The 22060-nt window shown below is 35.8% G+C and carries 15 protein-coding genes; 9 read left to right on the top strand and 6 right to left on the bottom strand.

Translation table 11 applies throughout. The features are described from left to right. The first annotated feature begins 48 nt into the window (after positions 1–48). From LNQ34_RS10645 to LNQ34_RS10665, 5 genes are all read left to right on the top strand, one after another. Entirely contained in the window at positions 49–2550 is a 2502-nt protein-coding gene (locus LNQ34_RS10645; protein ID WP_202700659.1) for a DUF5686 and carboxypeptidase-like regulatory domain-containing protein, read from the top strand. Positions 2551–2584: 34 nt separating this feature from the next. Continuing rightward, positions 2585–3637, top strand: coding sequence for an acyltransferase (locus LNQ34_RS10650; protein WP_229999644.1), 1053 nt, complete (start codon positions 2585–2587; stop codon positions 3635–3637). A gap of 47 nt (positions 3638–3684) precedes the next feature. Then, positions 3685–4284, top strand: coding sequence for a DNA-3-methyladenine glycosylase family protein (locus LNQ34_RS10655; protein ID WP_202700661.1), 600 nt, complete (start codon positions 3685–3687; stop codon positions 4282–4284). A gap of 110 nt (positions 4285–4394) precedes the next feature. After that, the gene (locus LNQ34_RS10660) at positions 4395–4925 is read left to right on the top strand and encodes an inorganic diphosphatase (RefSeq protein ID WP_017498356.1); all 531 of its coding nucleotides are present in this window, start codon (positions 4395–4397) and stop codon (positions 4923–4925) included. A 122-nt stretch (positions 4926–5047) separates the two neighbouring features. Further along, positions 5048–7600 carry a sodium-translocating pyrophosphatase gene (locus tag LNQ34_RS10665; RefSeq protein ID WP_202700662.1) on the top strand — a complete coding sequence of 851 codons (2553 nt, stop codon included), beginning with the start codon at positions 5048–5050 and terminating at the stop codon, positions 7598–7600. A 238-nt stretch (positions 7601–7838) separates the two neighbouring features. Here the strand turns inward: LNQ34_RS10665 and LNQ34_RS10670 are convergent, their stop codons facing one another. From LNQ34_RS10670 to LNQ34_RS10685, 4 genes are all read right to left on the bottom strand, one after another. Beyond that, positions 7839–8207 (bottom strand): helix-turn-helix domain-containing protein, encoded by a 369-nt coding sequence (locus LNQ34_RS10670; protein ID WP_202700663.1) that lies wholly within the window; start codon positions 8205–8207, stop codon positions 7839–7841. Positions 8208–8212: 5 nt separating this feature from the next. Next, entirely contained in the window at positions 8213–8509 is a 297-nt protein-coding gene (locus tag LNQ34_RS10675) for a type II toxin-antitoxin system HigB family toxin (protein ID WP_229999646.1), read from the bottom strand. A 170-nt stretch (positions 8510–8679) separates the two neighbouring features. Then, positions 8680–9294 (bottom strand): deoxynucleoside kinase, encoded by a 615-nt coding sequence (locus LNQ34_RS10680; protein WP_017498354.1) that lies wholly within the window; start codon positions 9292–9294, stop codon positions 8680–8682. Further along, positions 9294–10112: a hypothetical protein gene (locus LNQ34_RS10685; RefSeq protein WP_229999648.1), complete on the bottom strand. Its 819-nt coding sequence runs from the start codon at positions 10110–10112 to the stop codon at positions 9294–9296. The genes LNQ34_RS10680 and LNQ34_RS10685 overlap by 1 nt, the downstream gene beginning before the upstream one ends. A gap of 223 nt (positions 10113–10335) precedes the next feature. On the opposite strand from LNQ34_RS10685, the gene LNQ34_RS10690 reads away from it, so the two are divergent. The 3 genes from LNQ34_RS10690 (at position 10336) to LNQ34_RS10700 (ending at position 16270) form a co-directional block, all read left to right on the top strand. After that, entirely contained in the window at positions 10336–11235 is a 900-nt protein-coding gene (locus LNQ34_RS10690; protein ID WP_202700666.1) for a GLPGLI family protein, read from the top strand. A gap of 30 nt (positions 11236–11265) precedes the next feature. Next, on the top strand, positions 11266–13953 hold the full coding sequence (locus tag LNQ34_RS10695; protein ID WP_229999650.1) for a carboxypeptidase-like regulatory domain-containing protein: 2688 nt from the start codon (positions 11266–11268) through the stop codon (positions 13951–13953). 91 nt (positions 13954–14044) lie between these two features. After that, on the top strand, positions 14045–16270 hold the full coding sequence (locus tag LNQ34_RS10700) for a CDC27 family protein (RefSeq protein WP_229999652.1): 2226 nt from the start codon (positions 14045–14047) through the stop codon (positions 16268–16270). A 61-nt stretch (positions 16271–16331) separates the two neighbouring features. On the opposite strand, the gene LNQ34_RS10705 is transcribed toward LNQ34_RS10700, so the two are convergent. After that, positions 16332–18098: a DUF4153 domain-containing protein gene (locus tag LNQ34_RS10705; RefSeq protein ID WP_202700668.1), complete on the bottom strand. Its 1767-nt coding sequence runs from the start codon at positions 18096–18098 to the stop codon at positions 16332–16334. 288 nt (positions 18099–18386) lie between these two features. Between LNQ34_RS10705 and LNQ34_RS10710 the strand changes: the two genes are divergently transcribed. Next, positions 18387–19853 (top strand): M28 family metallopeptidase, encoded by a 1467-nt coding sequence (locus LNQ34_RS10710; protein ID WP_229999653.1) that lies wholly within the window; start codon positions 18387–18389, stop codon positions 19851–19853. A 440-nt stretch (positions 19854–20293) separates the two neighbouring features. Here LNQ34_RS10710 and metK read toward each other — a convergent pair whose 3' ends face one another. Beyond that, a complete protein-coding gene (gene metK / locus LNQ34_RS10715; RefSeq protein ID WP_173966537.1) occupies positions 20294–21544 on the bottom strand; it encodes a methionine adenosyltransferase in 1251 nt (416 codons plus the stop codon). Between the last annotated feature and the right edge of the window lie 516 nt (positions 21545–22060).

The following is a 22060-nucleotide window of genomic DNA, read 5'->3' on the forward strand; positions in this document are numbered from 1 at the left end:
AAAACTTCATCAGTCATGTTAATTGATGAAGTTTTTTTTTGCAGGATTATGAAAAGAATAATTTTACTCAGCTTATTTTTTGTACTCGCACTAGTGGGTGGCGTTGCTGCACAAACTAAAGTGAGTGGAATTGTTTTAGACAAATCGAATCAGCCGATTCCGTTTGCCAATGTTGTTTTTAAAGGATCGAATACGGGAATTGTTTCGAATGAAGATGGACGTTTTTATCTCGAATCGCCTAATACTTACACGACCTTATTAGTAAGTTCGGCAGGATTTTCAGATCGGGAGGTTACGCTGGAAAAAGCCGTAAACTATGACTTTAAGATCGTTTTAAGCGAAGCTGAAGCACTGAATGAAGTCGTTATTTTTACCGGAAAAACCTCTAAGAAAAACAATCCTGCGCTGGATATTCTGAGAAAAATCTGGGAACGTAAACGTAAGAACGGACTGTACCAATTCAGTCAGTATCAAATGCAGAAGTATGAAAAAGTCGAGTTTGATATGAACACGATTGATAGTGCTTTTATGAAGAATAAACTCTTCAAAGGAATGGAATTTGTGTTCCAGCATGTTGATACATCAGAAGTTACCGGGAAAACGTATCTGCCAATTTTTATTAGTGAATCTCTTTATGATGTGTACGGAGATAATAAATTAAAGAAAACAAAGGAGAATCTGACCGGAAATAAAACTTCAGGGTTTAATGGTAATCAGCAGATTTTGTCTTTTGTAAAAGATCTGTACTCGGATTATAATATTTACGACAATCACCTTAAATTTTTCGATAAGAGCTTTACAAGTCCGCTTTCCAGAACCGGAATTGACGTCTACAATTATGTTTTAAAAGACAGTGCATATGTCGATAAAAAATGGTGTTATAATATTGTTTTTTATCCAAGACGTAAAAATGAACTGACTTTTAAAGGGGATTTTTGGGTAAACGATACCACTTTTGCGATCAAAAAAATTAATATGGCCGTTACTAAAAGTGCCAATATTAACTGGGTAAAAGACATTTATATCGAACAGGAATTTGAGGTAGAGAATGATTCTGTATTTCTTCTGACCCGTGATTATATGATGTCTGATTTTGCTTTGAACAAAAAGGAAAAATCAAAAGGGGTTTACGGAAAGCGAACCACATTATATAAAGATCATAAATTCAATCTTCAGAAACCGGAAAGTTTTTATAAACAGGAAGTTAATTTTATTGATAATTCTGTCTATACGAAATCGGATGAGTTTTGGAATGAAAACCGTTTTGAAAAACTCAATAAGGATGAGGCGGGTATTTATAAAATGCTCGACACGTTGCAAACTGTCAAAAGATTCAAGCAACTCTATAGCTTAGTTTCTATTCTGGGAAGTGGTTATGTTGAGTTTAAGAATTTCGATTTTGGACCTATCTTTTCAACATTCGGTTATAATGAAGTTGAAGGATTGCGATTGCGTGCAGGAGGAAGGACATATTTTGGCCCGAACGACCCTTGGCGTATACAAGCCTATACAGCATATGGTTTTGACGATAATAAATTCAAATACGGAGTTTCCGGAAAATGGATGGTGGACAAGAAAAACCGTGTCATTATCTCTGGAGGAAACAGGCGCGATATCGAACAAATTGGTGCAAGTTTAACGACTACCAATGATATTTTAGGACGAAGTTTTGCTTCTTCCGCCTTATTTACCACAGGAAGTAATGGAAAATTGACGAACATAAATCTGAGCAATGTTTCCCTTGAAATGGAGCCTCTTAAGAATTTTGTTGTTCAGGCCGGAGTTTCCTATAGAACTTTAGAATCGGCTTCTCCTACTTTTAGTTTAGACTATTATACTACTTTGCCAACAGCGGCAAATCCGGCTGGTGTAATAGCCAATAAGGTAACGCAGTCAGAAGCGAACATTCAGTTTGAGTTTATGCCTAATCGTAAAACTATCGGTTTTGGAGTAGAGCGAAATATTGTTGACAGTCCTTTTAGTCATTTCTTTATTAATTTTAGTTATGGTTTAAAAGGGGTTTTAAACAGTGATTTTGCTTATCAAAAAGTTCAATTGTTTTATAAGCAGCCTATTATCATTGGCCCGTTAGGAAGATCCAATATTATCATTGAAACGGGAAAAACCTTTGGTACAATTCCGCTGGGATTAATGAGTGTAATACCCGGAAACCAGACTTATTTTACTATCGAGAACACATTCAGTAACTTAAATTTCTACGAGTTTGTAACCGATCAGTATACTACTTTACAATGGAATCATGATTTTGGAGGAAGGCTGTTTGCAAGAATTCCATTCATGAGAAAATTAAACTGGAGAGAATTTGTAGGAGTGAGAGCGGTACATGGAACCATTTCGGATGCCAATCGTGCCATTAATGCTTCGGGCTTACCTTATAATGCACCCGAAAATGTGTATTGGGAATACAATGCCGGAATTGGAAATATATTCAAAGTATTTCGTCTTGACTTCTCCTGGAGAGGGAATTACCTCAATATGCCGGATGCAAGCAAATTTGCGATAAAAGGTTCATTTGGTTTTTATTTTTAGATAAATTGTCAGATTTTTTCTTAATTTAGTTTCTATGAGTATAACTATAGAAAGTAAGAATCTAAATTGGACAAATAATCTTAGAGTTTTAGCCACCATCAGCGTGATCGTAGTGCATGTAGCCTGTGATATTCTCTATCAGTACGGTCATATATCCAATTTTACCTGGTGGACAGGTAATGTTTACGACGGTCTTGTCCGTTTTTGTGTACCGGTTTTTTTGATGCTTACCGGAGCATTAATGCTGAACAAAAAATACGAACTGAATGATTTTCTGAGAAAAAAGTTCTCGAGAATTATTTTACCTTTCTTATTTTGGAGTCTTTTTTATGTTCTGTTAACGGTCAGAAGCGAATTTTTGTTAGAATCTGAAAAAGCATTTGTCGATATTTTTAAGCGTGCCTTTACACTTATTATCGGAGGGAGTTCCTTTCATTTATGGTATATTTATATGGTTATTGGGATTTATCTTTTTATCCCGATTCTCAGCAAGTGGATTCAGAATGCCAATGAAAAAGAGATATTGTATTTTCTGGCCATTTGGATTTTTGCTCTAATGATCAATCAGCCTATTTTTTCTAAGTTCAGAATCAATGTGGATCTGACTTATTTTACAGGTTTTTTAGGCTATCTGGTTTTGGGCTATTATTTGTCGGTCAAGTCATTTCAATACGATGCCCGAAGACTCAAACAGATTTCTGTACTCTTGCTTTCTTTTGGAGCCATTATCACCATTTTCGGGACTTATTTTCTGTCGATAGCAGAAGATTGTTTTAATGAATATTTCTATGGCTATCTGACTTTTAATGTGATGCTGGTCTCTATTGGATTGTTTATTTTCTTTAAAAATTCACAAATTACAAATCCGGTACTGGTACGGGTGATTGGTTTTATCAATAAATATAGTTACGGTATTTATCTGGTTCATATTTTGGTTTTGCGGTTTCTGGTGTCTTCAGGAATCGATTATGATTTTATAAATCCGGTTTTGGCTATTCCTATTACAACGTTATTGTGTTTGTTCCTTTCTTCTTTTATTATTTATGCGGTGAATAAACTTCCTTACGGGCAATACATTTCAGGGTAATGATTCCCGTAATTTTGTTTAATTTTGAGTACTCTTAAAACAAAGTTATGCAGGAAGCTATCGATTTTCTATCTGCCAGAAACCCTGTTTTTCTGGAAATTATCGACAAATACGGATTGCCACCAATTCCAAAACGCCCGCAAGGTTTTGAGACTCTGGTATTGCTTATTTTAGAGCAGCAGGTTTCGATAGATTCCGCAAAAGCTACGTTTTTAAAGATAAAGGCTTATAGGGCCTGTAGCCCTGAAAATATGGTGGAGTTATCGGATGAAGAGTTTCGGAATTTAGGGGTGAGCCGTCAAAAGACGAAATACATTAAGATATTGGCAGAAGCCGTTTTGAGTAAAGAACTGGACATCGAAAGTCTGGCTACAAAATCGGCAAAAGAAGTTCGTGAAGAACTTATTAAACTGAAAGGAATCGGAAACTGGACGATTGATATTTATCTGATGTTCTGTCTTCAGGAACCCGATTTGATTCCGTTGGGAGATATTGCAGTTGTCAACACCATTAAAGAATTATTGAATATTCACGACAAAAAGGAAATGGAAATTCACGCGGAACAATGGAGTCCGTATCGGTCTTATGCCACCTATTTACTTTGGCATTATTATCTAAACAAAAGAAATAGAAAGATTACGTATTAACTCCCTGTTTTTTAAAAGAAAAGTGAGGAGATAAATGCAGTTTTTTATTGTAAAAAGGGATTCTTTAGTTACTTTTGCAGTCGAAATTATAGAAATAATAAAAAACAAAAATGACCGCAGACAAACTAACAACTTTCGATGTGTTAATCGAAATACCAAGAGGAAGCAGAAATAAATACGAGTACGATTTTGAAATTAAAAGAATGCGTTTCGACAGAATGTTATTCTCTTCAATGATGTACCCGGCTGATTACGGATTTATTCCGGAAACTTTAGCTCTTGATGGTGATCCTCTTGATGTATTGGTTTTAGTAAACGAACCAACTTTCCCTGGATGTGTTATGGAAGTAAAACCAATTGGTGTTTTCCATATGGCAGATGATAAAGGACCAGACGAAAAAATTATTTGTGTACCAGTTTCTGACCCAATCTGGAATTCATTAAATGATCTTTCCGATATCAACGGACACTTAGTAAAAGAAATCGAGCACTTCTTTCAGGTATACAAAGATCTTGAAAACAAAAAAGTGGATGTAGAAGGATGGGGAGACGTAAACGAAGCTTATGCTATTATTGCAGAGTGTACAAAACGTTTTGATGATATTGAAAACAAACCGGAAGGATTATTTAGCATTAAATAATTTATAAGCCGCCCAATTATAAAAAAAGCAATACTACCGTCAGGAGTATTGCTTTTTTGTTTAAATTCGTTTGAGTTAGTTTATTGACTTTTAACTATTAACCAAAAAACCATTACTAGATTATGAATGCATTTATGATTTATTTGCCAATCGTTATGGCAATTTTAGGATTACTTTTCATGGGAATAAAAAGGGCTTGGGTTTTAAAACAAGATGCGGGCGACGGAAAAATGAAAGAGATTTCAGATCACATTTACGAGGGAGCCCTCGCCTTTTTAAAAGCAGAATATAAATTATTGACCATTTTTGTAATTATTGCCAGTATTGCATTGGCCGGAATTACTTTTATTCCGGGAGTTAAAACGCATTTATTAATAGTAGTCGCTTTTATATTTGGAGCCTTATTTTCGGCTTATGCCGGTAATATCGGGATGAAAATAGCAACAAAAACAAATGTTAGAACCACGCAGGCTGCCCGTACGAGTTTACCGCAGGCTTTGAAAGTTTCGTTTGGCGGAGGAACCGTAATGGGACTTGGTGTTGCAGGTTTAGCCGTGTTAGGACTTACAGGTTTCTTTATTATCTTCTTTAATATATTATCAGGTGGCGTATGGAAAGATACCGAAACGATGACTATTGTTCTGGAAACACTGGCAGGTTTTTCACTTGGTGCCGAATCTATTGCTTTGTTTGCGAGAGTAGGTGGAGGAATTTACACCAAAGCTGCCGATGTGGGCGCTGATTTAGTGGGTAAAGTAGAAGCCGGAATTCCGGAAGATGACCCTCGTAATCCGGCTACGATTGCCGATAACGTAGGAGATAACGTAGGAGATGTTGCCGGTATGGGAGCCGATTTGTTTGGTTCGTATGTAGCGACAGTTCTGGCGGCAATGGTTTTAGGGAACTATGTGATTAAAGATATGGGAGGCAATATCGCGGATGCTTTTGGAGGAATCGGACCAATTTTGCTTCCAATGGCTATTGCCGGTTTCGGAATTTTATTCTCGATTATCGGAACGACTCTGGTAAAAATAACAGATGATAATGCCAAAGAAGCGCAGGTACAAAAAGCATTAAATATAGGAAACTGGGTTTCTATTGTTCTTACAGCAATTGCCTGTTTCTTTTTAGTACAGCACATGTTACCGGAAGTAATGACGATGGAATTCTTCGGAGAAGGATCGCAGCAGATATCTTCTATGCGAGTTTTCTATGCCACTTTGGTCGGTTTAGTAGTGGGTGGAGCAATTTCATCCGTTACGGAGTATTACACGGGATTAGGGACAAAACCGGTTTTGGCCATTGTACAAAAATCATCAACAGGCGCGGGAACAAATGTAATTGCAGGTTTGGCAACCGGAATGATTTCGACTTTTCCAACCGTTTTATTGTTTGCAGTAGCAATCTGGATTTCCTATGCGTTAGCAGGATTTTACGGGGTAGCTTTGGCGGCTTCAGCAATGATGGCTACTACAGCCATGCAATTGGCGATCGATGCTTTTGGCCCAATCTCCGACAATGCAGGAGGAATAGCTGAAATGAGTGAATTGCCTAAAGAAGTACGAACCAGAACCGATATTTTAGATTCAGTAGGAAATACAACCGCTGCAACCGGAAAAGGTTTTGCTATTGCCTCAGCAGCTTTAACGTCTTTGGCATTATTTGCAGCTTATGTAACTTTTACCGGAATTGACGGAATCAATATTTTTAAAGCACCGGTTTTAGCCATGTTGTTTGTGGGGGGAATGATTCCTGTTGTTTTCTCGGCATTGGCGATGAATTCTGTTGGAAAAGCGGCGATGGATATGGTGTATGAAGTACGTCGACAGTTTAAAGAGATTCCGGGGATTATGGAAGGAACTGGAAAACCTGAATACGGTAAATGCGTTGAAATCTCAACGAAAGCCGCTTTACGCGAAATGATGCTGCCTGGGATTTTAACGATTGGTTTCCCAATTGCAATTGTATTATTAGGTAAACTGGTTTATGCAGACAACAATCAGTTAATTGCTGAGATGTTAGGAGGATATATGGCGGGAGTGACGGTTTCCGGAGTACTTTGGGCAGTTTTTCAAAATAATGCCGGTGGTGCCTGGGATAATGCGAAAAAATCATTTGAAGCCGGAGTTTTAATCAATGGCGAAATGACGTACAAAGGATCGGATGCGCACAAAGCAGCGGTAACGGGAGATACCGTTGGAGATCCATTTAAAGACACATCAGGTCCTTCTATGAATATCTTGATTAAACTGACTTGTTTGATCGGTTTGGTAATTGCACCTATTTTAGGAGAAGGACATTCGTCTTCGGGAATGATGGAAAAAGGTTCCTGCTGCAAAAAAATGGAAATCCACGTTGCAGGAGATTCTAAATGTGGAGATTTCTCGAAGATGACTAAAGAAGAATGTGCCCAAATGTGCAAAGAAAAAGGATGTTCTGCCGAAGAAACAGCAAAATGTCTGGCGCATTATGATGCTAATGGAAAATACGTTCATCAAAAAACAGATCGTTTTGATACTACCCAATACAGTAAAAAAAGAGTAGAAGTAAACCTGTCTACGGTTAATGGTGTTACAGTGGGAACTGTAACCAAAACCGAAAACGGTAAAACCACTACAGAAGTTTTTGAAGGAACAGAAGCCGAAGTAAAAGCCAAAATTGAAGCTGTGAAATAAGTATATTTATCCTAATAGTTTTTTAAAACCTGTTAGGATAAATTAGGTTTCGGAATCGGATAATGTATTTCTTCGTATTTTTCGATGAGTATTTCCGAAAAAAAGAGCCATCGGCTCGACCTATTTTGTAGAACCGGATTTTAATCCGGTTTCGAAATAAACACACAAAACAAAGAACCGTAGGTTCGAAACATATAAATCCATAAAAAAATGCCTCTAAATATTTAGAGGCATTTTTTTATGGATTTAAAGCATATTCTTTAATTAAGGTTGAAGCCGGAATATGAAGTACTTCTGTTAAAATCCTGATTTGGTTTAAGGTTAGGGCTCTTTTTCGTTTAAAAATTTCGGATACTCTTGAGCGACTGTTTAAAATAACCCCTAAATCGGCGTCTGTAATTCCATTTTGTTCCATCATAAATTTAATGGCTTCAATTGGGTCAGGTTCCGGAATGGGATAATTTATTTGTTCGTATTTTTCTATGAGTGTAACCAAGATATCTAATTCATCACCTTCATCCGTATTGGGTTTCGCATCAAAAATAGCATTTACACGTTCTAAAGCAAGATCATAATCGTGTTCCGTTTTAATAGGTCGTATTTCCATATTACTTATAAGTTTTTAATATCGTCAAGCTTGTCATAATCATGGTGGGTACCCACAAATAGAATGTAGACAATTTGAGTTTCATAATTAATTTTTACAATTAAGCGATAATGATTTCCACAAATATTAAAAACGACTTTATTATGGCCAACAAAATCTGCAGAACCGAAGATTGCTTTTATAGCATTCGAATTATCAAAATTATTTTTATCAAAGATTTGATACCATGATAACAACTGTTGTTTTGCATTTGGGAAACATTCCCAAAAATTTTGCAAGGTTCTTTTGGCTATTATTCTCATAATGGATTAGACAAAGATAAGTGTTTTTTCCCAATTCGGGAAAAGTTTTTAAGAAACGAAACAAAAGTAGGTTATTGTTTACAAATAAAAAATAAAACTTTGAATAACAAAAAATGCCTCTAAATATTTAGAGGCATTTTCATTGGTGTAAATTTGTGAAATTCGTGTTTCTAGAACAGTCCGTTTAATTCAGCATCAATTCTGTTAATGATGTTTCCTAAGTCTTCCGGATTATCTACGAAATTAATATTGTCAACATCAATAATCAATAATTTTCCTTTAGTGTATGTTTGTATCCACGCTTCATATCTTTCGTTCAGACGGCTTAAATAGTCAATTGAAATAGAATTTTCGTAATCACGTCCGCGTTTGTGAATCTGTCCTACCAGATTTGGGATAGAGCTTCTCAGGTAAATTAACAAATCAGGAGCTTTTACTAATGACTCCATTAATTCAAAAAGAGAAGTGTAATTTTCGAAGTCACGACTTGTCATCAATCCCATAGAGTACAGGTTGGGAGCAAAAATATGGGCATCTTCATAAATGGTTCTGTCCTGAATAATTTTCTTTCCGCTTTCGCGAATTTGTAATATCTGACGGAAACGACTGTTTAGAAAATAAATCTGAAGATTGAACGACCAACGCTCCATTTGATGGTAAAAATCATCTAAATACGGATTGTCAACTACATCTTCGTAATGAGGCTCCCATTTAAAATGTTTCGCCAACAATTTAGTTAAAGTAGTTTTTCCGGCTCCTATATTTCCTGCTATCGCTATGTGCATTACGGTGTTACGATTTTATAATTTGTGATTTCTTTAGCTGTAAAAATAGATAAAATTTGGTCTTTGTAATAGAATTTGTCGAAGGATTTTTCTAAAATCTCAATTTCAGAAAATGCATTGGATTCCGGACTTGTAATATCTTTAAAATACAACAAATTAGCCTTGCTGAAAAGATATTGATGATGGTTCATAATTTCGACAGCATCATATTCGGGGATTTTGCCCAAAGCCGTTATTTTTCCGAAAATGGTACACGAGAACCAATTGTTTTTTTTGTCAATCCAATAAAAAGTATTGAAATCGGTCAGGTAATATTTTATAGGTTCTGTTAATGGTGTAGAAACCGTTTTATATTCATTATTCAGATAATCAAAAAGACCAATTTGCTGATTTAAAGAATTGTAAATCCACAATTGATTTTGTGCTGACATTCCAATTGCCGAAACGATAATTGGGGTGTTGCTAAAAGAAAAATTAATTTCAGTAATTTTATTCAGTTGATTGTCGAGTAAAACCACTGTATTGAAGTCTTCGTAAAACAAAACTATTTTAAGCGGATTCTGTAAGTCGACTTTTGTGATCGTTCCGAGAGAAACATTTTTATATTCGAAAACCTCTTTTTCTTTGACTTTGGAGAAGACATTATTTTTGATTTGATAATAGTATCCAAACGAATCATAGCCTAAAAACTGATCGATATTATTAGCAAAATGAGAGACTGGGACTGCTTTTATTTTTAGGTTTTGCGAAAACACAGTTGGGAAAGAACAGATCACAAAAAGAAAGGATAAAAGAAAAGGATGTGTTGCTCTGTTCATGATGTTTACGTTTCTAAGAGCCAAATTACAAAAAACTACAGTAGAAATGGCGCAAAACGCTGTTATTTAGATTTTGCCGCTTTCGGAATTGTAATGGTCTGATAAATAATTGATTTTATCTATATCTTAAGGGAGTTGATCTATTTAATTTTTTGCATTTTAAAATAAACAATACATTTGAGTATAAGTTTATTAGACCAAATTCACTTTTAAAGATAACACAATGAAAAAAGCAATCTATTATATGTCGTTGATGCTTGTAATCACACAGATGCAGGCTCAGAAAGATTTTCAGGGAATGGCCGTTTACGAATCGAAAACACAGGCTCCAAAAATGGGAGAAATACGTGCGAATCGTGAAATTACACCCGAGATGCAAAAGAACATGGAAGAGCGAATGAAGAAAATGCTCGAAAAAACATTTGTTCTGAATTTTGATAAATCGGCTTCTATTTATAAGGAAGAAGAAAAATTGGAAACCCCAGGGCAACAAGGAGGTGGAATGAGGGTTATGGTGAATTCCTTTATGGGCGGTGGAGGAACTTTTTATAAAGATGTCAAAGCCAAAACCTACACGGTAGATAAGGAATTTATGGGTAAAGAATTTCTGGTAATAGATTCCCTGCCGAAGCTAAACTGGAAAATGGAATCTGAAACGAAACAAATTGGTGGATACACTTGTTATAAAGCCACAGCAGTAAAAGAAGCCAGCAAAACAGATTTCAGGAATCTCAGACCTAAAAACAAAGAGGAGAAAAAAGACGATAGCGGTAAGGCTTCCGGAGAAACGAAGACCAATTTTGCGGACAATTTCGAAATGCCCAAAGAGATTATTATAACTGCCTGGTACTCGCCGGAGATTCCGGTAAATCAGGGACCCGAGAATTATTGGGGATTACCGGGTTTGATACTTGAAGTAAATGATGGAAGAACCACTATTCTATGCTCTAAAATTGTATTGAATGCCAAAGATAAAATTGAAATCAAACCTTCAAAAAAAGGGAAGGTGATTTCGCAGAAGGACTATGACGAAACGGTCATAAAAAAAATGGAAGAGTTGAGAGAAATGAACCGCGGTCGTGAAGGCGGTCCGGGAGGTGGTCCGGTATTGATAAGACGTTAATTTATAGCACATCATTTTTAGCTTTTTCCAATGAAAAATATATTTGTTTTCGTTATTTTTTTAATGACGTCTCTTTGTGTTGCCCAAACTGTACGTTTTGATGGTTTTATTCAGGACGAAAAAAAGAATCCATTGGAAATGGCCAATGTGATGGCGGTTAATACGGCTACAAAAGCTATGGATTCGTACGGAATTACCAATGACAAAGGAAAGTTTCAGCTGACATTGAAGCCTAATACTTCTTATTCCATCAAGATAAGTTACCTCGGGATGAAATCAAAAGAAATTGCGATTTCAACCCAAACCGCCAATATCGCCCAGAATATTGTGATGGACGATGCCGGAATTGAATTAGAGGGTGTTGAGATAGTGCGTGAAATGCCGGTGTCGATTAAAGGCGATACTATCGTTTACAATGCCGATTCATTTAAATCCGGAACCGAAAAAAAGCTGGAAGATGTATTGAAAAAACTGCCGGGTGTTGAGGTAAATGCCGATGGAGAGATTGAAGTCGAAGGCAAAAAAGTCAGTAAATTAATGGTCGAAGGAAAAGACTTTTTTGATGGGGATACGAAACTCGGGGTTAAAAATATTCCGGCCGATGCCATTGATAAAATTCAGGTTCTGAGAAATTACAATGAAGTCAAAGCACTAAAAGGTCTGGAAAACGATCAGGACAATGTCGCGATGAATATCAAACTTAAGGAAGGTAAAAAGAACTTTTGGTTTGGCGATGTGACCGCCGGGATTGGCGTTGCAGAACTTGACAGCCGTTATATCATCAATCCGAAATTGTTTTACTACAGCCCGGAATACAGTATCAATCTCATTACCAATTTTAATAATATTGGGGAGTTGCCACTTACAGCACAGGATTATTTTAAATTCACAGGAGGATTTAAAAATATGATGAAAAAAGGAGGAAGCAATTTTAATGTTTCGTCTAATGATTTGGGAATTTCGATTTTGAGAAACAATCGCGCTAAAGAAATTGAAACGAAATTTGGGGCAACAAACTTTGCTTATACCGTTACAAAAAAATGGAACATCAGCGGTTTTGGGATATTATCTACTTCGAAAACTGATCTCGAAACCAAATCGAAAACAACTATTTTAGATTCCGGAAACGAACAAAAAAGGGACGAATTAACGCATCAAAAAAATAATTTGGGACTTTTTAAACTCAGTTCGAGTTATAAACCCAACGAAAAATTCCAGTTTGATTACGATATCTTAACCAAATTATCCAAACAAAATGAAGATACCAGTCTGCTGCGTGAATCAGTTGTGAGTAACATTTCGGCTTTGGAAACCATTTTGACCAATAAAAGACAGGATCCAACTTCGGTAAATCAGGATTTGAGTCTGTATTACACTCAGAGCGATAAAAACATCTTCGCTTTTGAAATGCAGCATTTGTATCAGGATGAAAATCCGTTTTACAATGCCAACTTACGTACGCAGCCCTTTGATCTGGCCGGTTATACTTCCGGACAAAACAGAAACGACTTGAACCAGGAGCGGTTCGTAAAAACCAATAAAATCGATGCTAAATTGGATTACTACTATATGGTGACACCCAAAAGCAACATCAATATTACGCTCGGAAATACATTTTCGTATCAGGATTTTAATTCTCATATTTTTCAGATTTTGGACAATGGAACTAAAAATGATCTGAATGATCCCACGAATAACAATCAGGTACAGTACAATTTTAATGATGCATTTCTGGGATTTCACTATAAAATACTTGCCGGTAAATTTACATTGACCCCTGGAGTCAGTGTGCATACTTACAACATGAAAAATACACAATCAGGAACCGGCTATTCGCAAAACTTTATAAAAGTATTGCCTGATTTTTTTGCCTTGTATCAAATCAAAAAATCAGAAACGTTAACTTATAATTTCTCTTTATCTAACGATTTTACCGATATCAATCAATTGGCTTCGGGCTACGTTTTGTCCGATTACAGCAGTTTGTTCAGAGGAAACCGTTATCTGGAGAATGCCACATCGCAAGTGCATTCACTACGTTATTTCAAATACAACATGTTCAATTTCGAGAATATTTTTGCCAATGCGACCTATACTAAAAAAGTAGATGCTATCAAAACAAAAGCAAATTTTGAAGGGATAAACCAGTCTTCATCGCCATATAATTCGAACCTGGCCGACGAAACTTTTACCGGAATGGGGAATTACGGACGTTCTTTCCTGAAAAACTATAAAGCTTCTGTTAACGCCAGTTTCAATTGGTCAAAATTCAATAACATTCAGAACAACGTACTGGCAACTACCGAAAGTTTTAGTCAAAGTTATACCGTAAGAGCTTCAACAAACTATAAAAACTTTCCGAACATCGAATTTGGATATAATGCACTAATTAACAAATACAGTGGATCAACGTTTTATACGGATAAGCCTTTTGCCAGATTGGATTATTACTTCTTGAAAAGTTTCTCGTTTGTTTCGGAATATGAATTTTACCATTATTACAACGGCAACAAAACGGTGGATAACGAATATGATTTTTTAAGTGCCAGTTTAATTTATCAAAAAAAGGACAGCAAATGGGAGTATAAAATTGCAGCTACTAACCTCTTAAATACAAAGTACCTCAATGACGACAGCTTCTCACAGTTTTCTACAAGGGTTTCCCAATATACGGTACAAGCCCGTTACATCATCTTTTCGATGAAATATAATTTATAGTATTTTGAGTACAAAGTACGGACTTTCAGTACTCGATTTTAATTAGAATACGGTATCTTTACGCGCGATATTAACAACCAAAATTTTGAACATGCGCAATTTTACCTGGAGTTTTTTAATGTTTTTTTGTTTCGTTTTTACTTCTTTTTCTCAAACAAAAACGCTTGAAAAAGGAACTTATCTTTCTACCAATAAAGGTCAGAAGATCAAACTGAATTTATTAGAGAATAACAAATACGAATTGGTTTTTTATTCCGGCGATTATCAGATAAAGGGAGATTCGGTATCATTTACTTCAATTGACAAGCCGGAAAGTGGCTTTGATCTTGTTTTTAAAAATGATAAAAAGGCCAAAAAAGTTAAAATTAAATTTATTAATCCGTCTTATTATTCCTTTTTTATTGGTTCGCAAAACGGATCGAATGAGATTAAGTACCAACGATTATCAGATATTTGGAGCCAGGAAAATGCAGAAAGTGCCAATCCTGATGCTGAATTTGAAATTGACCGTGCAGATTACCTGTATTTGGTTTTCGAAGATTATAAGGGAGAAAGTAAAGTTTCGAAATTTGCTTTGCCAAAAGAAGTCTCAGAGGTAACGATCAACTACCAACCCGATCTTTTTGGGAATTTGAATATTTCCGGTTTCTTTAATAAAAATACAAATGAACTTATGGTTTCGGAGAAGTCCGGAAAGGATCCGTTAATTTTTGTTAACCAAAAAAATGCCCAGCCTGAAAAAACGTCAAAAGTAGTTCCGCTGGAAATTAAGAGTATTGTAAATTGGACTTATCCGGGGAAAGATATTGCAGAGAGTGAAGAGTATGCCGTAGTAGTCGATTCTGCTGCTACAGCGGCTGATTCTGCATATGTTCCTGAAATTTATGATTTTAAATTCAAAATTCAAGACAATCTTAAAAGTGCTCTCGCGGCAACTGCAGCTGATAAAACTAAATTCTTGGTTGTGGCAGTTGATACTAAAAATCCTTCTGCAAAAAAGGATTTTGATACTTTTATTGAAAAACAGGAATCTCTTTTGGGCGTTCATATGGCTACTGCTTATAGCGCAGAAAATGATTCTTTTAATTTTTATCTGGCCAATGCCAATGATAAAAAATGGCTGAAATCAGTTAAAATTACGGATGATAAAAGTTTGATTGTCTTAAATGAGAATGGGGACGTTTTAGCAAGTGCAAAATCCACATTGTTGGAAAAAGAAGCATTTTTTGATATCTATTCGGATTTTGCCAGACAACTAAAAATTGCAGATACTTATTATTCGCTCGGCAAAGTGGTAAAAAATAAAAAAGCAAGTGACGAAGATTTAATTGCAGCATTCCGAAAATCAGTTCTATCTTATGATTTTGGAAATTATTATACAATATACGACCAAACCAATCAAGGGGACTTTAAATTTGCCAATACTAAGGTGGATCTAAAAGAAGTGACTCCGGTATGGAAAAAACTAATTGAGACACATCAAAAAGATACGAAACCAAATATGTATCTGGTGGAGACTATTTTGAAAGAAATCAAAAATCAGGGATTCTCTAAACAAGTTTCGAAAGAAGATAAAGTTTTAAATGATACTGATTTTCTTTCGATCGATTATTTAATCAAACATTATGATGCTATTGATGCGGAGCGTTTAGGATACAATGAAAAAGAAGGAGAGAAACACAATATAGGAAGTCTAAATCAAGAAATTGCAGGAGCTTTACAGCAAAACAAGAATATCGTGTCAAATGAAGCTTCCGTTGCAGGTAACCAGGACAAAACAATCTCGGTCTACAAAAAACTAATTGCAGCCGGAAAAGGAAATTTTGAGACCTATCAGAATTATTTAGCTTATTTAGCTGAAACAGCTGACAACGATGGCTCTAATGGAGCTTATTTGAAAGAATTCAATGCTTATTTTACTACAAATCTGGGAGATAAAGGAAATGTAATTGAAAGATTGGATCAGATGTTTGGGGCATTAGGGACTGATTCTGAATATGGTTTCAATGGTTGGAACTGGTTTAAGGAATACCATTCTAATCTTTGTAATTCAGCGGCATGGACAGTAGTATCAAGACCTGGAAATACCGATTTTTTAAAATCAGCAATAGGATGGTCTGAGTATAGCCTTGCCGTTACAAAGAACAATCCTTATTACTTGGATACCCTGGCGCAGTTGTATTATAAAGACGGACAAAAAAACAAAGCAATCGAGACACAAATTTTGGCTGCTAAATATCTGAACAGTGAAGTTGAAGAACAAACAGCAGTGGAGATCAGAGAGACACTAACAAAAATGCAAAACGGAACCTATTAAAATAGAAGTGTTTCGTAAAGTAATACCCCGACAGTTTTCAGGAACTGTCGGGGGTATTTTTTTAGTTTTTTATTTGTACAAGCACGTTTATCATATAACGATTTACGGTTTTCTTATTGTCTTTAATTTTGCCACTGGCGCTGAGGTACGTAATCAGAATTTTATATTTTGAAGTTTGCACCTCCTGAGTTACTTTTTTATCATAATCGTGATCTCGTCTAAAATCAGGACTTGTATTAATAAAATCAGTAATTTTTAATGGAATGCTTTCCTTGTTAATCTCTAAATTTAATCCGTAATCTTCTACCGTAGAGGTAAGAGAATAGCTTTTATTCTCAATTTTTACACAATCATGACATTCATAAGGGTTGTCACTGGAAAGGTCAACTGAAAAGTCATATCCGTGAATGTTCAGCACCTTGTTTTGTTGGTAATAAAAGTAAAACGAATCATTGATTTGTTCTTCTCTGGCATATTCTGACTGATATTCATAACCTAAAGCTTCCATGATTTCATAATCGCTTGGATCTTTCTCTTTTTTAAGGAGGGTTTCCAGCTTGGTTTTGGCATACGGAACCATAATTTCAACCCCATAATTGCGCTCTAAAAATGAAACAATACTGCTTAAATCCTGTTGTTGTTCGAAACTCAGTTTTTTAGCGGTTTTATTTTGTACATAACTTTCAAAACGGGCCAGCTGACTGTATTTCGAAATCGAATTGGCGCTTTGTGGTCCGGCTATAGAAAACAAGCCTGCGAGACATAAACTTATTGGAATGAACTTTATTTTAGGATGCTTTTGAATGAGAAAATACCCCACAACAAGGGATAACCATACCGACATTAACAGTACATAATAGCGTTCATGTGTAAAACCATACAGATTGATTCGGTACAAAATAGCCCAAAAAAGCAATACTAATAACGGAATTAATAAAAAATAAAACCAGCGGTTAAAAGTTCGCATCCAGAGATTAGCCGTTTCAGTTGCAATGGGATGAACCAATAAAAAAGAAAGGATTCCGAAAATAGCAAACACCAAAACGAGATAGGAAACCCAGCCGACAGGCAGTGAAAGTGTCAGCAGAATTTTTGCTTCATAACAAATTAAAATCACCAGATACAGACTAATCAGGGGCAACAACACAAATTGAGTGAAGTTTTTAAGTCCTTTCGGGTAATTTAAAACCAGGGGAGCCGTGCTGTTATTCGTTTCCGGAACACCGCTTAAAAAGAACGTGGTATTAAAAACCCCGGCAATCACAAAAAAGACATGCATGTAAATGCGATCGTAAAAGTCAATATTAAAAAGCTTGTCAATCGCTAAAATTGCCAATGCCAAACCCGAATAAAGCACTATACTGTACAAACCTGCCGTTAAAATTCTTAGGAAAAGCTGTTTGTTGAATTCCCAAAACTCATCCTGATTGTAAGCTCTTGGCAGGAAACCGGCAAATGAAACCAATAAATGAAATACAATATTCAGAACCATAAACTGCTGTATTTCGACATCTGTAGTATACTTGTGAAAAGTATTGACAAAGAGAAAAACAAGACTTCCTAAGCCAATACTAAGGGCAAAACGCAGGAAGTTATTTTTTTTAGCAGCTAGAAAAAACAAACTGACAGAGAGAAATAAAACGAGACTCAAAGAGCAGCTCATTAAAGCTTTTTCATAGAATTCTTTGTTGGGACTGTTATAATTTCCTTCGCTAAGAATTATGGCAAAGACAGTTCCTAAAATGGCGGTTAAAATTTCTAAAGGAAATCGAAGAATTGTTTTCAGCGTTGCGTTCAGAACGTTTTGTAACGATGGGAGTTTACTCATTTTTTTTATCAGTTATACCAATTGAAGGATTATTGATGCTATCATTTTCTGGTATAATGCCGATATAGTATGAAAATAGTCTGATTTTGATTAGACTATATGGAATACATAATCGGTATTATTTTGTACTAAGGAAGGTAAATTGTAAGAGATAAACAAATAAAAATCGCAATGCTAAAAAAAGAATACTGCCATTTTGCTGATTTTGCATTTCGATAATGTTTAAGAGCCTGAGCCGCTTTTTATTCTCTTTAAATCACTAAGTTTGGAATACTAAATTTAAAACGTATGAAAAATAAAATGATCCTCGTTTTGATTGCTTACGGAGGAGTAGTTTTTTCGCAGGCAGTTAAGAAACCTTTAGTTTCAGCAATTACAGATAAAGATTTAAAAACCGATATGTACCAGATGGCCGGAGATCATTTTAACGGTCGTGAAGCTGGAACTTTAGATGAATTAAAAGTATCGATGTGGCTCGCCAATAAAGCCAAAGAGGCCGGAATGGCACCGGCAGGTGATGACGGAACTTATTTTCAGTTTTTTGATTTGTACAGGCATCAGGTGACACCCAATACAAAGTTTAAAATTGGACAAAAAGAATACAAACTGTGGAAAGATGTTCTCGTAGCAGAAACGACGAACATTAAAGTAGACGCACCATTGGTTTATTTGGGTGCAGCCACTAAAGAAGCAATTGAAAAAGCCGATATCAAAGGAAAAGCAGTTGTATTACTAGCTTCCAAAGAAGGCATTGCTGACGATATTTCGCTTTTCGACAGACGTTACCCGGGTTTGGTTCGAAACAAATATTATGATCTTGTGGTAAAAAAGGGCGCAACGGCTCTGATTATGGTTGCCGATGAGTTAGCAGAGCAAAGCTGGTCTCAGGTGGAACCGCAAATGACAAGAGGAATTTATGGAATTGAAGGTTTTCGAGATAAAATTGGTGCTACAATGCCCGTTTTTTGGGTGCACAGCGATCAATTGGAGTATCTAAAAAACACCAAAGATCTTTTATCAACTGAAGTAATTTCAGAAACGTATAAATATCCTTCGGTGAATGTTGTAGGTAAAATTGAAGGAACAGATCCTAAACTGAAAAACGAATATGTTCTTTTTAGCGGACATCAGGATCACGATGGGGTAAGACAAAAATACGGACAGGACTCTATTTACAACGGAGCCGATGATAATGCCAGTACCTGTGTGGCCATGTTGGCGATTGCAAGAGCGTATAAAAAGCAGCCTGGTAAAAGAACTTCTTTATTTGTTTTTCATGGTTCAGAAGAAAGAGGATTATTAGGTTCAAGATGGTATGCTTCGCACACTACAGTTCCTGAAAAAGATATTGTTGCTGTATTAAACGGAGATATGATTGGAAGAAATAATGTCAATCAGGCGGCTCTTTTAGGTTCCAGTTCTCCTCATGAAAATTCATCTGATCTGGTTGCAATTGCCAAAAAAGCAAACGATGAAGGCCCTAAATTTGATCTGGATAAACTTTGGGACAGACCGGAACATCCGGAGTATTTTTATTTCCGTTCCGACCATTTGCCTTATGCAAGAAGAGGAATCCCATCTGTTTTTTATACCAGTGTTTTACACAGTCAATATCATACACCAATGGACGAGTCTGAAAACATTGATTTTGTAAAATTGCGTAAAATGACCGAGTGGATGTACCGTACAGGCTGGATTTTATCAAATGATGCAGGTCGTCCGAAAACATTGCCTAATGTGCAATTGGAGCGTTAGGAAATAGTGGTTTGTGTTGAGTTTTAGACGCGGATTCGCTATCGCGAAAACGCGGATAAAAACGGATTTTTATACTTTTTTGCTGGGAAGTAATTTAAAAACATGCGATACAATTTATATCATAGTCCAATTCAAAAATAGGCATAACAAAAAAGGCTTTCTTAAATTTTAGAAAGCCTTTTTTTTGTCAACTAATTCGATAGTTTTCAAATATTAAATCCGTTTTTATCCGCGTTTTTACGAAGTAAATCCGCGTCATCCGTGTTGAAATAAAATCTGGATTTCGCCGAATAATGCAGGCCATCAGGGAGTAAAATAAAAAAACCGATTTCTAAAAATAGAAACCGGTTTTTTTATGTTTAAGAATAAATAGTTATTGTCTAACAATCTAAAAAAATCCAAGCTAGTCTAATAATCTATTTAGTCTGATAATCTAAGATCTATAATCCGAAAGCCGCTTTTACCTGGTCAACAAAATCAAGTTTTTCCCAGGTAAACAATTCCACAGTAACTGTTTTTTCGTTTCCACCCGGAGCAGAGAAAGTTTTAGTTACAGTTTCCGGTTTACGTCCCATGTGTCCGTAAGCGGCAGTTTCACTGTAAATAGGGTTTCTCAATTTCAAACGCTGCTCGATAAAGTAAGGACGCATATCAAAGATAGCTTCTACTTTCTTAGCGATTTCACCGTTGGTTAAGTTTACTTTAGAAGTTCCGTAAGTATCAATAAAAATACCCATTGGTTCAGCAACTCCAATTGCATAAGAAACTTGTACTAAAATCTCGTCAGCAACACCTGCTGCTACTAAGTTTTTAGCGATATGACGTGTTGCATAAGCCGCACTTCTGTCTACTTTACTTGGATCTTTTCCAGAGAATGCACCACCACCGTGAGCACCTTTTCCACCGTAAGTATCCACAATAATTTTTCTTCCTGTTAAACCAGTATCTCCGTGAGGTCCTCCAATAACGAATTTCCCTGTTGGATTGATATGGTAGTTGATTTTATCATTGAATAAATGCGCGTGAGCTGGATTTTTAGCAATGATTCTTGGAATCAAAATTTCGATAATATCTTTTTTGATTTTAGCCAGCATTGTAGCTTCTTCGTCAAAATCATCGTGTTGAGTTGAGATTACGATCGCATCAATACGAGTTGGTTTATTATCGTCACTGTACTCTAAAGTTACCTGTGATTTTGCATCAGGACGTAAATAAGTGATTTCCTTATTTTCACGTCTTAAGATAGCTAACTCCTGTAATAATTTATGAGACAAATCAAGTGCCAATGGCATGAAGTTTTCGGTTTCGTTTGTAGCGTAACCAAACATCATTCCCTGGTCTCCAGCACCTTGCTCTTCCGGCTTAGCCCTGTCAACACCTTGATTAATATCTGCTGATTGCTCATGAATTGCTGAAAGAATCCCGCAAGAATTTGCCTCAAACATATATTCGCTTTTAGTATATCCAATTTTACGGATTACTTCGCGGGCAATTTGCTGCACATCAAGATAAGTATTCGATTTTACTTCACCAGCTAAAATTACCTGACCTGTAGTAACCAGAGTTTCACAAGCTACTTTTGAGTCAGCATCAAATGCCAAAAAGTTATCAATTAATGCATCCGAAATTTGATCTGCAACTTTGTCTGGATGCCCTTCACTAACAGATTCTGACGTAAATAAATAAGCCATAATAATTTATATAATTTATTAAATTAAAATTAAGCGAGAAAAAATAATTGCTAAAAAGGGCTAAAGGAGAATTTCTGCTTTAGCATTTTTTACTACCGAAAGTAATGTTTCAGTACCCATAACGAACCGTTTCATTATGAAGAGGTTGCAATCAGTTCAAATTTTTCCTCTTGTATTCGCGTGCAAAGGTATAAAACCATTTTGATTTGCAAATTAAACTTTTCATTTTTTTGATTTTAGAAGCAGAAATTTAACATATCATACTATTTTGATAGGGTAATAGAAATTATTTTGGTTTTTGTTTGGCTGATTGGAAAATAGTTCGCAAATTTGCCCCATCAAAATAAAACAAAAGATGAAATTAACGATTTGCAATATGTCATGTATGATGCCGGAGCCTTCCGCAGAGACACTGTTGTAGTTTTTTTTAAGAAATATACATATAGAACCTCTGCCGCTCGCAGGGGTTTTTTTGTACCAAAAAGAAACCGGATTGTAAATCATTTTTTAAGTCAG

It is taken from the genome of Flavobacterium lipolyticum (assembly GCF_020905335.1).
Taxonomy (GTDB): domain Bacteria; phylum Bacteroidota; class Bacteroidia; order Flavobacteriales; family Flavobacteriaceae; genus Flavobacterium; species Flavobacterium lipolyticum.